Source organism: Pseudomonas multiresinivorans, assembly GCF_012971725.1.
GTDB classification, from domain to species: domain Bacteria; phylum Pseudomonadota; class Gammaproteobacteria; order Pseudomonadales; family Pseudomonadaceae; genus Pseudomonas; species Pseudomonas multiresinivorans.
In genome coordinates this window covers 937,318-952,020 of sequence record NZ_CP048833.1, presented here as the reverse complement: position 1 = coordinate 952,020, position 14,703 = coordinate 937,318, and the positions used below count along the sequence as shown (strand labels likewise).

Genomic DNA, 14,703 nt, shown 5'->3' with positions numbered 1-14,703 from the left:
CGACGCCCCGCTAGGCGGGAGCGAAGCGCAGGCAGGCGGACAGGGATACGGCAGAAGATGGGAAGGGCATGGATCGATTCTCGTGTCTTGTTGTTGTGGCGATGCGCTGGGCATTCGCCAACTGACAAGGCAATCCCCAGGCCAACCGGCCTGCCCTGTCCGACACCCCCGTCTTTCCGGCCTCCAGCTCGTTCGTCGAGCCACTCCCCAGGGCCGGATCAGCGGAAAACCGCCATCCCACTATCTCTGGCTGGCGGTAAGCCGCCACCCTCTTCCGCTCTGTCCGAAACAGCTCGCGGCAGCGCAGAGCAACGATAAAAGAACCGTCATAAATCCAAAAAGAATTAATTCTTAATATGTAATTTCTTTATGGAATATATGATACGCCTCTCAACGGCGTTCGACTGCTCATCGCTGGAGGTACCTCCAAAGGCAACTCATGCGTAGGAATCCATACACGGTGGAACGCCAGGCAAAAAAAACCCGCCGGCGCTGCAACGCGGGCGGGTTCGGGGCCTTGTGCTAGGGGAAGACCCCAAAGGAGAGCGGCGGAATCGCTTCCGCCAGTAGGAGTGGTGCTGCTCGGCACCGGATGGCGGCGATGATGGCCAGTCGGTGATGAAGAGTCGATTCCAAGGAACCGCCCACAGCCGTAGGAATATTCGCGACTGCTGTGGGCGGAAGACGGGCTTTCCTGCCGGTATCAGGCCTGGGCGTCAGTTGCCCACTGCCGCGCTGGTGGCGACGATCGAGGCCGACGGCAGCAGCTGGCTGATGAAGCGGTTCCAGCGGGTGATGTTGGCCGGGCCGATGAACACCACGTCCTGCGGCTGCATGGCGAAGTCCTTGGCCAGGGCGTAGGCGGTCGGACGCTTGGCTTCCAGGTGGAAGACCTGCGCCTGGAAGGTGCCCTGCCCTTTGCCGTCGGCCTGCTGCGGGTTGCCGCGGATCACGTACACCGAATCGCCATCGGAGGTTTCCGGGGCCAGACCGCCGGCGTTGCCCAGCACTTCCAGCAGCGACAGGCCGGTGGTGCGGTAGGTCACGACCTGCGGGCGCTCTACTTCGCCGACCACATAGACTTTCTTGCGGTCGTTGTAGGGCAGGTGAACCTGGTCGCCGTTCTTCAGGTAGATGCCGCTGAGCGTCGAGCCGGAGCGGTTCAGCGCGTCGACGTCGATTACGTATTCGCGGCCGTCACGCTTGAGCGTCAGTCCGGACAGGTCCGCCTCGCCGGCAATCACTCCCGCCTTGCTGACCGCCTGCACCAGGGTCGTGGGCGTGTTGTTCAGCTCGACCTGGCCGCCGTTCTGGAAGGCGCCGGAGAACACCACGTGCTGGCTGGCATAGCGCAGCACGGTGACATCCACCTGCGGGTCGACGATGCCCTTGTTCGCCAGCCGGCGAGCCAGGCTCGAACGCAATTGCGCCGGGGTCTGTCCTTCGGCCCGCACCACGCCGGCGTAGGGGAAGAAGATGTTGCCGTCGGCACCGACCACGCGGCCGTTGGCTTCCATCTGCTGGGTCGAGCCGGGGCTGGTCAGTTCCGGGTGGTCCCAGACGGTCACCAGCAGCACGTCGCCGCCGCCGATCACGTAGTCCTGTTGCGGCGGGCGATAGTTCAGCAGTTCCGCGGGCACACCGGGTCGGCCGGCGTACGCGGCCTCCTGGCGCTGCAGCACCTGCGGCGTGATGGGCACGAGGGTAATGTTCATCCCCTGCTTCTGCGCCTCGCGCTGGACATCGGAATCCGTCATGTACTGACCGGGAGAGAACACGCAGCCTTGTAGCGCCAGACTGCCGACTACAAAGCTGAAAGCGAGCAGGTTTTTCATGGCAATCCTTCCTTGAAACGAGTGTGAAAACTCAGTAGGCGTTGCGGTGTACGAAACCCTTGAACAGGGTCAGCAGGACGATCTTCAGGTCCCACCAGACGGACCAGTTCTCGATGTAGTCCAGATCGAACTCGATGCGTTTCTGCATCTTCTCCAGGGTGTCGGTTTCGCCGCGCCAGCCGTTCACCTGGGCCCAGCCGGTGATGCCCGGCTTGACCTTGTGACGCAGCATGTAGCGGCTGACCTGACGCCGGTATTGCTCGTTGTGCGCCACGGCGTGGGGGCGTGGGCCGACCACGGACATGTCGCCGAGCAAGACGTTGAAGAATTGTGGCAGCTCATCCAGCGAGGTGCGCCGCAGGAAGGCGCCCAGCGGGGTGATGCGGCAATCGTTGCGCGAGGCCTGGGTGACGGCGGCGCCGTCTTCCATCACCGTCATGCTGCGGAATTTCCAGACGCGGATCGGCCGGCCATCCATGCCGTAGCGGGTCTGGCGGAACAGCACCGGGCCGCGCGAGCTGAGCTTCACGGCCAGCGCGATGAAGAGCATGGGCACGGCGATCAGCAGCAGGATCAGCGAGGCCAGTACCACGTCCTCGATGCGCTTGAGCACGGCGTTGGGGCCGTCCATGGGCGTGTCGAAGATGCTGATGGTGGCCAGGCCGTTGATGCTCTCGCTGCGCGCGTGCAGCAGGTCGAACATGAACAGGTCGGGGATCAGGTAGACCGATACCGTGGTATCGGACAGCTCGCGGATCAGCTCGTTGAGCAGCGGCTCGCGGGACAGGGGCAGGGTCAGGTAGACCTTGTCGATCTGCCCCGAGCGCGCGGCTTCGATCAGCGCCAGGCGGTCACCCTTGACCGGCACCCGCTCGCCCAGCTCCATCTGCTGCGGGCGGTCGTCGTAGAAGCCGATCAGGCGCAGCCCCATCCACGGGGCATTGAGGATGGTTTCGGCGAGCCGCGCACCGACCTCGCCGGTGCCGTAGATGGCCACGTTGCGGCTGTTGAAGCCATGGCGCCGGGCGACGCGCAGCAACATGCGGATCGCCAGCCGGTAGCCGCACATGATCAGCAGCGCGGCGGCGAACCACCCCAGTCGGCGCGGTTCCTCCAGCACCACGTGGCGCAGCGAGATGTCCAGCAGCAGCACGGCGAAGAACGCCAGCGACCAGTACAGGGTGACGCTCAGCGATTCGCGCAGCAGCGACTCGCCGCGCCAGGAGCCGTAGAGCTGGTTCAGCTCGCCGAGCCAGTGGAACAGCATGACGCAGAGCAGCACCGAGACCCAGATCTGTGCGTCCAGCACGCCATTGCCGGCGCTGAGCAGTATCACCCCGGTGAGCACGATCACCAGGATGTCGCTCAGGCGATGCGCCAGCGCGATCAGTGACTGGTGCGCACGCAGAATTCCTTTTGTCTTGTTGGGCATGATGACCTCGCGATGTCCGGCATCGCTCCTTGTGCCGCTGCTTCGTTATCGCAGTCCGTTAACGGGCGCAGGGCCGGCGAACCCGCCTCGGGTTCGTCGGGTGCGAATTCACTGTCGCTTGTCCAGCAGCAACTGCTGCAGGTAGCGGCCATAGCCGGTCTTGCTCAGCCGCTCGGCCTGCAGGGCCAGGTGCGTTTCGCTGAGCCAGCCCTGCTGGAAGGCGATTTCCTCCAGGCAGGCCACCTTCAACCCCTGGCGCTGCTCGATGGTCTGCACGAAATGGCCGGCTTCCATCAGCGATTCGTGGGTGCCGGTGTCCAGCCAGGCGAACCCACGACCGAGCAGGCTCACGTGCAGTTCACCCCGCTCCAGGTAGAGGTTGTTGATGTCGGTGATTTCCAGCTCGCCACGGGCCGAAGGGCGGATCTGGCGGGCCATCTCCACCACGCGGTTGTCGTAGAAGTACAGGCCGGTGACGGCGTAGTTCGAACGCGGCACGCGCGGTTTCTCCTCGATGGAGAGCACGCGCCCCTGGTCGTCGAACTCGACCACGCCGAAGCGCGCCGGGTCCGCCACCTGGTAGCCGAACACGGTGGCGCCCTGGGTGCGCGCCGCCGCTTCACGCAGGGTTTCGGTGAAGCCCTGGCCGTAGAAGATGTTGTCGCCCAGCACCAGGCACACCGAGTCATCGCCGATGAACTCGGCGCCGATCAGGAAGGCCTGGGCCAGGCCATCCGGCGAAGGCTGCACGGCGTACTGCAGATGCACGCCGAACTGCTCACCGTCACCCAGCAGGGCGCGGAAGTTCGGCAGGTCGGTGGGCGTGCAGATCAGCAGGATGTCGTCGATGCCGGCGAGCATCAGTACCGAGAGCGGGTAGTACACCATCGGCTTGTCGTAGATCGGCAGCAGCTGCTTGGACACGCCCAGGGTGATCGGATGCAGGCGAGTGCCGGAGCCGCCGGCGAGGATGATGCCCTTCATGATCTGCCTCCTTGCTTGGCGATCTGTTTGGCGTCGAAGCGCGCCGGGTAGCCCGAGCGCTCCATCAGAAAGGTGTCGATCAGGCTCGACAGGCGCAGGGCGGAGATGTCCCAGGAGTAGCGCAGGACATTCTCCTGCCCCAGCCGGCGCAGTTCGGCGCGCAGCTGGTGGTCGAGCAGCACGCGGCGCAGGGCGGCAGCGATGCCGGGCGGGTCGAGGGGGTCGAAATACAGCACCGAGTTGCCCAGCACTTCGGGAATCGAGGCGCTGCTGGCGGCCACCACCGGGCAGCCGCAGGCCTGCGCCTCCAGCGGTGGAATGCCGAAACCTTCATACAGCGACGGAAAGGCGAAGACGGCCGCGTGGCGGTACTGCTCGATCAGCTGGTCGTCGTCCAGCCGGCCCAGCCAGCGCACGCGATCGCCCTGCCCGCTCTGCTGCAACTGCGCATCGACGAAGCTGCGGTTGGCGGCGCCGACGATGCGCAACTCCACGTCCAGCTCACCCAGCAGGCGGAAGGCTTCGATCAGCCGCTGGAAGTTCTTGTGCGTGGCCGGCGAGGACACCGCCAGTACATAAGGGCGCTCGGGCATCGCCGGTTCCAGGCCGGTACAGAACTCGGCGGACACCGCGTTGGCGATCACATGGATGCTCTTGGGATCCACGCCGTAATGCGTGGCGATCTCCTGGCGGGAGAATTCGCTGACCGTGACCTGCGCCAGCGAGCGGCGCAGCAGCAGGGGAATCATCACGCGGTACAGCGCGCGGAACTTCCAGGAGAAGCTTTGCGGGTGACGAACGTAGGTGATGTCGTGGTGCGTCATCACCTGCCGCGAATACGCCAGCGGCGCCGTGCTGCACAGCGAGACCAGCAGCGGCCGACCGTGGCGCGCAAGCCATAACGGCAGGTCGACCTGTTCCCAGAGGTGGCCGCCGTTGCGCCCGATCTGCTCGACGTTCAGTTGGCGGGCGATCTCCGGGCGGAGGATTTCCCCCGGCGGCGCCACGAAGTGCAGGTCGCTGCGCAGGCGTGCCAACGACAGCGATATCTGCTCGGCGAAGCGCTGCACACCGCTCAACTGCTGGGTGAGGAAACGCGCGTTGATCACGATCATGAAGGGTTCTCCGCGAGGGGTCAGCGCAGCGAAAGTTGCGGGGCCGACGCGCTGCGCACCAGGGTGGGCGACTCGTCGATGCGGATGCTGGCCTGGCAATCGCCGCCGCCTGCGGGGCATTGCCAGGGCACCGGCCGGCCCTCGCGGCGGGCGATGCCCTCCACGGCGTCCAGGCGCCAGAGGGTGTCGCTGCTGCCGGGCTTGCTGGTGATGTTCAGGGTCTGTTCGTGGCCCAGGGTCCAGGCCACCAGGATTTCCTCGCTGGCCTTGGCGAAGCGCAGCAGGTAGACGTTCGGGTCCTGGTTCGGCACGCGGCCGACGAAGCGGTAACGGCCGATGATGTCGGCAACGCTGGCCATGGCGTGGTAGGCCGGCTTGGGTTGGCCGCTGGCGGTGAGCAGGCCGAAGTTGTGTTCCATGTCCGTGCGGTCGATGCCGTCGTCCACCAGGTCGTACCACCAGGCGCCCTTCACATTGGGCAGGCTGCGCACCAGCACATAGGCGCGGGCCAGGTACGCGGCCTGGCGCTCGCGGCTGATGCCACAATCGCCTTCGTGGGCTGGCCAGCTGAATTCGGTGAAGTACAGCGGCACCGGCTTGCCGGCGGCGTTTTCCAGCTTCTGGTTCACGCCCTGGAACCAGTTGAGCCAGGCCTCGGGCGTGGACATCTCGCCCTCGCAATACACCGACGGGTGCAGCGAGATGCCGTCGGCCACATCGAGCACGCCACCACCGGCGATGCGTTCGGCGAAGCCCTGGCGGATGCCCTTGAGGGTGACGGCGCCGGCGAGCACCTTGGCCTGCGGGTCTTCCTCGCGGATCACCTTGGCGGCGGCGCGCACCAGGGTCAGGTAGTCGTCGCTGAAGTCCTTGTCAGTGGCGTTTTCCGAGTCCCACTCGTTCCACACTTCGTAGAAGGCGACCTGCCCCTTGAAGCTGCGGACCACGTAGCGCACGTAGCGCAGGTAGCCCTCGCGGGAGGCGTCGTCGCGCGGCTTGGCATTGCCGTAGAACTGGTTCTCGTTGCCCAGGATCAGCAGCGTGCTGATGCCCAGGTTGCGTGTGCTGCGCAGCTGCGCGCGCCACGCGGCATCGATGGCCAGCTTGCCGCGCTCGCGCTCGACGCTGGACCAGTAGGCGTCGTCGCGGAACGAGGTGATACCGGCCTCGCGCCCCAGACGATTGATGCCGTCGCGGTTGCCGGCGCGGATGTTCTGATGGGTGCTGGCGCCGACGATGAATTCCGCTGCACCGGGGTTTTCTACCGGCGCCTGGTTGGCCAGGGTGCGCGGCGATTGCAGCAGGCCACCAATCAGCAGCGCGCAGGCCAGCAGGCTGAGCATGCCGCCCTGCAGACGCAGGGTGCGCGGCGCCGGTTGCGGCGCGGCCTCGCCCGGCAGGCGCAGGGCGCGACCGATGGCCAGGCCGAGGAACAGGCTGGGTATGGGCGATTCGAGTACATCGCTGGTCCAGCCGATCAGCAGGATGCAATAGGCGATCCCCAGCAGCGCCCGGGCTTCCTGGCCGGGCTGGCGCTGCAGGCGCATCAGCATCGGCACCCCGAGCAGGTAGAGGGCGACGCCGGCCACGCCGAACAGGCACCAGAGGTAGAGCAGCGAGTTGTCGGCCACCGCCAACTGCTCGACACCGAAGATCGGGAAGGCGGCATAGGCGCTGCCGGTCATGCCCAGCCCGGCACCGGTGTAGATCCAGCCGTTGTAGTCCATCACCTTGATCAGGTTCGGCCAGGTGTTGACCAGGCGATCCACCATCGACCCCATCAGGTTGTCGCCAGTGGCGCTGGCCAGGTAGGGGTCGACCTGCGCATACAGGCCGTACAGCGGCAGCAGCAGCGCGCCGAGCACCACCAGCAGCGCGGCGAACAGGAACAGCAGGCGCTGGCGGGCAATGCTCATCACCATCAGGGCGAGGAAGAAGGCGCCGGCGGAGGACTTGTTGGTGGTGAGCACGATGCCCACCAGCGCCACCGCGTAGAGCAGGCCGCGCGTCAGCAAGGGCAGGCGGAACGAACCCAGGTAGAGGCTGAACACCGCCAGCATCATCGCCAGGCTGGAGGACATCCGCGAGAAGCCGGCGATGCGATCCAGGCCGTAGGCGCTCCAGGAGCGGTTGGCGCTGACCTCGACGCCGCCCATGGAGTAGGTGTAGCCCTTCCACGGCACATTGATCAGCAGGTCCAGCGCGATACCGATGAGGGAGGCGACCAGGCAGAAGACGATGATCCAGCCCACCGCCTTGCGGTGCATTTCCAGGTAGGGGCCGCAGAGCAGGCCGAACAGCAGCGGCGCGTAGATGAACACGGCGAAGAAGCCGCTCTTGAACTCGGCGCCATGCAGCCTCCCGAGCAGCAGCGAAGCCGCGGCGAGGATCAGCAACAGCCACAGCCCGCGCTGCTGCGGGCGGGTGATCAGCTCCCAGGCCACGGCGATGATGCAGGCCACCTTGGGCAGATAGACGATCGCCGACAGCCCGGCCTGGTCGGTGTAGAAGCGCAGCGCGCCGTTGAAGGTCTCCACCAGCAGCAACGCCACCAGCACCCCGAGCGCCAGCAACGAGCGGTCGAAGGTCACGCGACGGTCGAGCTCAAAGCGTGGATACGGGGATTGCAGTTCCATGCTGGACTCCGCGGGTAAGCAGGGTGTGGCGCAGGATGGTTTCGTACTCGTCGAGCATCCGCTCCAGGCTGAGCATCGGCGCCACATATTCATGGGCTCGCGAGGCGAGGCGCTGGCGGAGCGCCGGGTCCCGGGCCAGGCGCAGGATGGCGTCACCGAGCGAGTCGGGTTGCTCGGGCGAGCAGAGCAGGCCGTTGATCTCGTCCTGGACGACTTCCACCAGCCCGCCCATGCGCGAGGCGATCACCGGCAGGTGGTGCGCACAGGCCTCCAGCGCCACCAGACCGAAGGACTCCGGCGACAGGCTGGGGACCACGGCGACATCGATCTCGGCAAAGAACTCGGACGCCTTGCGGTAGCCGACGAAGTGCACGCGCTGCGGGTCGGCGGCGGACTTCAGCTGGTTCACGTAGGCCGCGTCGCCGCGTCCGGCGATCAGCAGCGAGGCATCGTCGCCGCGCGCCTGGAACTGCTCGATCAACCACTCCACGCCCTTGTTCGGCGTCAGTGCGCCGATGAAGCCGAAGCGCAACGGGCGGCGCCCGGAAGCCGGCGGTGCGACCGGCACCTCTGCCATCGGCGAGCCGTTGTAGACCACGTGGGTCTGGCTGCCGGAGAAGTAACCGGCGTCGAGCAGCGTATTGAGCTGGTAGCGACTGACACCGACCACCGCGTCGACATCGCTCGAAGCCGCAGCATGGGAGCGTCGCAACAACGCGCAGGGTGCGCATTGCTGCTCGCAATGGCGGCCCTTGTTGAAGCGCACACCGCGCGGGCAGGTCAGGTACTGGTCGTGCAGGACCTGCACGATGGGCAGGCCGGCGGCATGGATCGCATCCCAGGCGGAGATCGACCAGCCCGACAGGTTGTGGCAGATCACCACGTCCGGCTCGACCTCTTCGAGCACCTTCGCCAGCAGACGGCGCATGCCGCGGTTGTAGCGGTCCAGCCCGTGCCAGGCGAGGCGTTTCAGGGCGCCGTGGCTCTTGTCGTCGAAGGGCCAGTAAAGGTTGCGCAGGCCGGCGCGCAGCACCGGCACGCCGTTCAGCGTCTCGCGCTGCAGGCCGGCGTCCGGCCCGGTGCAGAGTACCTGTACCTCATGGCCGCGCGCGCGCAGGCCCTCGGCCATGTGCTGCAGCATGACCTCCGCCCCGCCGCCGATATGCGGGGCGTAGAGGGTGTTGAGCAGCAGCAGTCTCATAGCGGGTAGGCCCGGTTCATGCCGAGCGCGCCGGCTTCGCCATCGCGGATCGCCTGCAGCAGCAGGGCCAGGCGGCTTTCGCGCTGGTGGCGACGGGCGAAGAAGTGCAGCAGGCGGATGAACACCCAGCGGTTGAAACGGTACATCAGCGGCGAGGTCACCCACAGGTTCTTGTCGAACCACGCCTGGTTGCGCGCGGCGTAGTAGGCGCGCAGGTCGGAGCTGCCCAGCAGGTAGGTCTCGTAGATGTTCGAGGTGCGCGCCTTGATGTTCCAGGAGTTCTCCAGGTCGTCCAGGCCCGCCTCGGGCACCAGGTAGAGGTGGCCACCCAGGTTGCCGATACGGAAGGTGTATTCGGTGTCGTCGGCGTAGAGCACCAGGTCGCGGCGCGGCAGGCCGATGCGGCGGAACAGGTCGGCATGCCCGAGCAGGCCGCCGTAGTAGGCGAACGGCAGCTCCAGCAGCGGCTGCGCCGGGCGCGGCTTCGGCTTGCCCCAGGGCGTGCGGCGCCAGAGCTTGTAGGGCAGCTGGCGAACGTGGAAACCGAAGTAGCTGGAGCGCGGCGGCGTGATGAAACGGGTCGGCACGCCGGAAGCGACGTCGGCCTGGTGGGTCGGGCGGAAGCCCAGCACGGCCGTGTTGTCGGTGCCATGGCGCAGCGCGCAATCGATCAGGCGCTGCTTGAGCAGCGGGAACGAGCCCGGCGTCGGCGCGTTGTCATCATCCATCAGCCAGATGAAATCGCAGCCGCTCTTCAGCGCGGCCTCGATGCCGACGGCATAGCCATTGGCCGAGCCGGTGTTGCTGTCCAGCTCGATCACCTGCACGCGGTTGGGCCAGAGCATGAACAACTGGTCCAGCTCAGCCACCGAGGCATTGCTGACGACGATGGCGCGGGTGATGTCCTTCTCGCGGAAGGCGCGGGCCAGCAGCTCTTCCAGATACTCCAGGCGATCGCCATAGGTCAGCGTCACCAGCACGGTCGATCCATTCATTTCGCCACTCCTCCTTGCAGGTGTGCCCATCAGGCGCGCCAACCGTCGTTTCCGCTCGCTGCCGAAAGCTGGCTGAGCGGGACCCGGATGCGTTGTTCGCGTTGCAGCAGGTTGAGCAGGATCAGCCCGCGCTCGGTGCCGTCGTCGCAGAGGAAGATCGCGTCCACTTCGCAATCGCCCGCGCACTTCACGCGCACCATCTGCCCTTCGTGGAAGCCGCTGGAGCGGCGCTCCGGCATGGCGGCCAGGCGCTGGCGGATGCCTTCCACCAGGTCGTCGGCCACTGCCAGCGGCTGCGCGCCAAAGCTGACGAGGCGCGCCACTCCCCGAGTCGAGCGGATCGGGAACCAGTTGTCGTGCTGCTGATCGAGGCGGATGAACAGGTAGCCGGGGAACAGCGGTTGCGCCCGGCCGCCCTGCCCCACCACCGGTCGGTAGCAGGAGAAGCCCTGGCGACCGAGGTTCTCTTCGGCACGCAGCTCCTGGTGCGGCTTGGTCTGGATCAGGTACCAGCGGTATTGCGCGGCTTCCAGGTCCACGCCAATCACAGCATTCATGACTCGTACTCCCCGAGGATGTCGGACGACGGAGCAGGTCGCTCCACGGTGTAGCGGCCCAGCAGGCGCTGCAGTTCGTCTGGCGGGTTGAACATCAGCACGTCGATGATCGACAGGCTGGGGACGAAATCCGGGCTGAACTGCGGGTAGCTCACCGGCTCCATGCGCAGGAACTGCAACTCCAGGCCGTGGGCGTTGAACACGTCCGGCGAGTACAGGTGACGGCCGCCTTCGGGATTGAGGTAGACGTCGCCACCGGTCTGCTTCACCGCTTCGATCAGGCGCTGGTCGCGGCCGATGTCGTCGGCCAGGTCCAGCTCGGAGACACGCGTCATCGGCGTGTCGATCTGCATGTACTGGCAGATGCGGCGGATCGAGTGCTCGGCGAAGTGCGACAGGTTGCGCTCGGGGTGTTCGAGGATTTCCTCCAGCAGCGGCATCACCTGCTCGTAGCACGGCGCACGGTGGTAGGCATGGCGGATCGTGTGCAGCAACCGCTGGTTGGTCAGCCGCATCTCGTCACTCAGGCGTCGTTCGTTGATCGCCTGGGTCTGCGAGCCCTGTTCCAGGGGAAAACTGAACTGCCAGATCTTGCCGCCGACCAGCACCCGATTGCGGTTGATCCAGCCGCGCCGGGTGTACTGCAGGCTGTCGCCGAGAATGAACAGACTGCTCGCGGCGATCAGCTGGAAGTATCCCAGGTAGGGGAACAGGTACGGCTGCATCAGGCTGACGATATGGACCATGTCGGTACTCCTTCCCTGCCTGCGGCTTCAGTCCTTGGCGTCGTAGCGATAGGCGTAGGCACCGTAGTCGTAGGCTGCGGTGGAGGCCTTGCGCTTCACGCCATTGAGGATCGCGCCCTGCAGGTGGATGCCGCTCTGCCCCAGGCGGCGACGCGCGGTGTCTATCTCGCTGGCCGGGCTCTGGCCGAAGCGGGTCACCAGCAGGCAGATGCCGCACAGCCGGCCGACCAGCGCGGCGTCGGTCACCGCCAGCACCGGCGGGGTGTCGACTATCACCAGGTCGTACATCGACGAGGCATCGCGCAGCAGCTGGGCGAAGTTGTCGTGCATCAGCAGCTCGGACGGGTTCGGTGCGGCAAAGCCGCAGGAAATGAAGTCCAGCTCCGGCACCTCGGTGGGCAGGATCACTTCGCTCAGCGGGCGGTGCGCGCTCAGCGCGTCGGACAGGCCGTGGCGCGGGGTCAGGCCGAACACCCGGTGCAGGTAGCCCTTGCGCATGTCGGCATCGATCAGCAGGGTGCGCAGGCCCGATTGCGCGACGATGGCCGCCAGGTTGCTGGAGACGAACGACTTGCCGGCGCCCGGCGCGGGGCTGGTGAGCATCACGACGTTGTTGCGCGCTTCGAGCAGGGCGAAATGCAGGTTGGTGCGCAGGCTGCGGATGGCCTCGTTGGCCAGGTCGCCGGGGGTGGAGGCGGCGAGCAGCTTGGGCGTGTGGCCGAGGATGTCGCCCTTGCGTTCCTTCTCCAGGCGCTCCTGCTGCCGCGAGTAGGGAATCGCGGCGAGCACCGAGAGGCCGAGCTGTTCGATCGCCTCGGGGTTCTCCACGCCACGGTAGAAGGCCTGGCGCAGGAACAGGATGCCCAGGGCGACGCAGAAGCCGAGCAGGGTGGCGAGCAGCACGATGACCTTGCGCATCGGCTTGGCCGGCTGCTCGACGTTGGCCTGGGCGGTGTCGATCACCCGCACGTTGCCGATGGTGCCGGCGCGGATGATGTCCTGCTCCTGGGCCTTGTTCAGCAGGTTGGTGTAGGTCTGCCGGGTGACCTGCATGTCACGGGACAGGCGCAGCAGTTCCTGCTGGGTAGCCGGCAGGCTCTGGATGCGTTTCTGCAGCTGGGCCTTGCGGTCCTCCAGGCTGCCCATCTGCTTGTTCAGCGCCTGGTACAGCGGGTGGGTCGGGGTGTACAGGCGGTCGTACTCGGCGCGCTTGAGCTTGAGCTCGGAAAGCTGGTTGTCGATGCCCACCACCTGGTCCAGCACACCGCGGGTCTCGACGCTGATGTCGGCCGACTTGGCGGTGGTCTGGTAGGCGTTATAGGCAGCCTCGGCCTTCTCCAGGTCCAGGCGCACCACCGGCAGTTGCGAGCGCAGGAACTGCAGGCGCTGGGAGGCTTCGGCGGAGCTGCGTTCGACGTTCTGCAGCACGTAGAGCTGGCTGATCTTGTCGAGGATGCGGTCGGCCTGCAGCGGGTTGGGGTCTTCCAGGGTCATGTAGATGATCCCCGAATCCTTGCCGGCCTCGGCCACCTTGAGCAGCTTCTGGTAGTTCAGGGTGGTGGTCAGCAGGCGGTTCTTCGCCACGATGAACTCGGTACCGGGGCGCGCCACCAGCTCGTCCACCTCAATGCTGAAGCCTTTCTCCAGCACCGGTTTCTTCAGCTCGCCGCGCAGCAGCAGCTGGCCATCGGCGTTGAGCAGGTGATAGGCGTCGCCGCCGTCGGCCACCAGGGTCAGCGGCTCACCCAGGTATTCCTCCGGCACGTCGAGGGAGAACACCTTGATCTGCTCGCCACCCCAACCGTAGGCGCCCATGCCCAGCCAGGGCGCAGCAAGGGGTTGGCCGGCCTCGGGCTGGTAGCGCCGCGCCAGGTAGTCACCGATCAGCGGCATGCGCTTGGGCTTGGCGACGATGTCCAGCTTCAGCAGTTCGACCGCCTTGCCGAGCACCGCACGGGATTTCAGCAGCTCGATCTCGGTGGATGCGATCGACACCGAGTCGGGGCGATTGATCACCTCGGGCGTGCCGTTGAGGCCGTTCTTCTTCTGCTCGATCTGGATCATCGCGCCGGAGACATAGATGGGCGTGGCGACCACTGCATAGAAGAGCCCGAGTACGGCGAACAGGCCAGTGACGGCGAGGATCATCTTCTTGTGATCGAACAGCAGGCGCAGCAGGCCGGCGACATCGATGCGGGTGTCCTGGAGCGTTTCCAGGGACGAGCGGGGCATGACACTCATGGACTTCCATCCTCCATTGAGGTAGCGCGGCTCAGCGCGCCTGAATCGGGTTCAGCCGCTTGAGCAGGTTGACGCCGTGGTTGCCGATCAACATCAGGAACGCCTGTACCTTGCGCATGGGCGAAATGGCAGCCATGGACATCCGGCAGACCTGCATCAGGAAATACTCGTTGAGCTCCTGGTTCCCCAGGCGCTGGTAGTAGCGCGACAGGCAGTAGTAGGTGTGCAGGGTCATGTGCTGCTGCACGCGGTCGGCCTGCATGGAGAAGATCCCGCCCTTGTGCACGCGGTAGGCGGCGGGACGGATTTCCTCGATGAAGCGGCCCTTGCCGTAGGCACCCAGCAGCGACCACCAGCAGAGGTCGACCATGCGCGTGGTGAGCAGCTCCTCGGGCATTTCGGTGAGCACGTTGCGGAACACCGTGGTCAGCGTGGAGATCGCCCGCGCCTGCTGCAGCTCCACGCGGCTGGCGTCGCGGCGGAACTTGCCGGTGAGCTGCATCGGCTTGATCACGCCGTCCTCGTTGAAGGTGTAGGCGTCGTGGTAGGTGATGACGTAGTCGGGATTCTTCTCGAGGAAATCGACCTGGATCTGCAGCTTGCGCGGGTCGGTCCAGAAGTCGTCGCCCTCGCAGTAGGCGATGTAGCGGCCGCGCGCCTTGCGGAAGACCGGCAGGCCGTGGGACAAGCCCTTGGAGTACTGGTTTTCCTTGTGGAAGATCGGCTTGATGATGTGCGGATAGCGCGCCGCGTAGTCGGCGATCACTTCGCTGGTGCCGTCGGTGGAGGCGTCATCGTTGATCAGCACTTCGATGCGGAAGTCGGTGACCTGCTCCAGGAAGCTGTCCAGCGTGCGGCCGATGTAGTTGACCTGGTTGTAGGCCAGGCAAACGACGCTCAAGAGAGGCTTCGGGTCTTCCGGCCAGTTGGAGAGGATCTGCAGCTCGGAGCGGATATCCAT

At 65.9% G+C, this 14,703-nt stretch carries 11 protein-coding genes; all 11 read right to left on the bottom strand.

The genetic code is table 11. The features are described from left to right. Positions 1-716: 716 nt before the first annotated feature. On the bottom strand, positions 717-1,835 hold the full coding sequence (locus G4G71_RS04400; protein WP_169935617.1) for a polysaccharide biosynthesis/export family protein: 1,119 nt from the start codon (positions 1,833-1,835) through the stop codon (positions 717-719). 31 nt (positions 1,836-1,866) lie between these two features. Further along, positions 1,867-3,267, bottom strand: a complete 1,401-nt coding sequence (locus G4G71_RS04395; protein WP_169935615.1) for an undecaprenyl-phosphate glucose phosphotransferase — start codon at positions 3,265-3,267, stop codon at positions 1,867-1,869. A gap of 108 nt (positions 3,268-3,375) precedes the next feature. Beyond that, on the bottom strand, positions 3,376-4,251 hold the full coding sequence (gene rfbA, locus G4G71_RS04390) for a glucose-1-phosphate thymidylyltransferase RfbA (RefSeq protein WP_169935613.1): 876 nt from the start codon (positions 4,249-4,251) through the stop codon (positions 3,376-3,378). Beyond that, positions 4,248-5,366 (bottom strand): glycosyltransferase family 4 protein, encoded by a 1,119-nt coding sequence (locus G4G71_RS04385; protein ID WP_169935611.1) that lies wholly within the window; start codon positions 5,364-5,366, stop codon positions 4,248-4,250. The genes rfbA and G4G71_RS04385 overlap by 4 nt, the downstream gene beginning before the upstream one ends. Positions 5,367-5,386: 20 nt before the next feature. Next, entirely contained in the window at positions 5,387-8,002 is a 2,616-nt protein-coding gene (locus G4G71_RS04380; protein ID WP_169935609.1) for a GH39 family glycosyl hydrolase, read from the bottom strand. Next, the gene (locus tag G4G71_RS04375) at positions 7,971-9,203 is read right to left on the bottom strand and encodes a glycosyltransferase family 4 protein (protein WP_169935606.1); all 1,233 of its coding nucleotides are present in this window, start codon (positions 9,201-9,203) and stop codon (positions 7,971-7,973) included. The genes G4G71_RS04380 and G4G71_RS04375 overlap by 32 nt, the downstream gene beginning before the upstream one ends. Continuing rightward, positions 9,200-10,198: a glycosyltransferase gene (locus G4G71_RS04370; RefSeq protein WP_065085322.1), complete on the bottom strand. Its 999-nt coding sequence runs from the start codon at positions 10,196-10,198 to the stop codon at positions 9,200-9,202. The genes G4G71_RS04375 and G4G71_RS04370 overlap by 4 nt, the downstream gene beginning before the upstream one ends. A 29-nt stretch (positions 10,199-10,227) precedes the next feature. Then, complete coding sequence (rfaH, locus tag G4G71_RS04365; RefSeq protein ID WP_169935605.1) at positions 10,228-10,755, bottom strand: transcription/translation regulatory transformer protein RfaH; 528 nt, start codon at positions 10,753-10,755, stop codon at positions 10,228-10,230. Continuing rightward, positions 10,752-11,501 carry a WbqC family protein gene (locus tag G4G71_RS04360; protein ID WP_169935602.1) on the bottom strand — a complete coding sequence of 250 codons (750 nt, stop codon included), beginning with the start codon at positions 11,499-11,501 and terminating at the stop codon, positions 10,752-10,754. Before G4G71_RS04360 ends, rfaH begins: the two co-directional genes overlap by 4 nt. A gap of 27 nt (positions 11,502-11,528) precedes the next feature. Next, positions 11,529-13,742 (bottom strand): polysaccharide biosynthesis tyrosine autokinase, encoded by a 2,214-nt coding sequence (locus G4G71_RS04355; RefSeq protein WP_169935600.1) that lies wholly within the window; start codon positions 13,740-13,742, stop codon positions 11,529-11,531. Positions 13,743-13,773: 31 nt separating this feature from the next. Then, a complete protein-coding gene (locus G4G71_RS04350) occupies positions 13,774-14,703 on the bottom strand; it encodes a glycosyltransferase family 2 protein (RefSeq protein WP_169935598.1) in 930 nt (309 codons plus the stop codon).

Bases quoted from the DNA above. Each gene is read 5' to 3' on its own strand.
- G4G71_RS04400 (WP_169935617.1), bottom strand. From the start codon at position 1,835: ATGAAAAACCTGCTCGCTTTCAGCTTTGTAGTCGGCAGTCTGGCGCTA.
- G4G71_RS04395 (WP_169935615.1), bottom strand. From the start codon at position 3,267: ATGCCCAACAAGACAAAAGGAATTCTGCGTGCGCACCAGTCACTGATC.
- rfbA (WP_169935613.1), bottom strand. From the start codon at position 4,251: ATGAAGGGCATCATCCTCGCCGGCGGCTCCGGCACTCGCCTGCATCCG.
- G4G71_RS04385 (WP_169935611.1), bottom strand. From the start codon at position 5,366: ATGATCGTGATCAACGCGCGTTTCCTCACCCAGCAGTTGAGCGGTGTG.
- G4G71_RS04380 (WP_169935609.1), bottom strand. From the start codon at position 8,002: ATGGAACTGCAATCCCCGTATCCACGCTTTGAGCTCGACCGTCGCGTG.
- G4G71_RS04375 (WP_169935606.1), bottom strand. From the start codon at position 9,203: ATGAGACTGCTGCTGCTCAACACCCTCTACGCCCCGCATATCGGCGGC.
- G4G71_RS04370 (WP_065085322.1), bottom strand. From the start codon at position 10,198: ATGAATGGATCGACCGTGCTGGTGACGCTGACCTATGGCGATCGCCTG.
- rfaH (WP_169935605.1), bottom strand. From the start codon at position 10,755: ATGAATGCTGTGATTGGCGTGGACCTGGAAGCCGCGCAATACCGCTGG.
- G4G71_RS04360 (WP_169935602.1), bottom strand. From the start codon at position 11,501: ATGGTCCATATCGTCAGCCTGATGCAGCCGTACCTGTTCCCCTACCTG.
- G4G71_RS04355 (WP_169935600.1), bottom strand. From the start codon at position 13,742: ATGAGTGTCATGCCCCGCTCGTCCCTGGAAACGCTCCAGGACACCCGC.
- G4G71_RS04350 (WP_169935598.1), bottom strand. From the start codon at position 14,703: ATGGATATCCGCTCCGAGCTGCAGATCCTCTCCAACTGGCCGGAAGAC.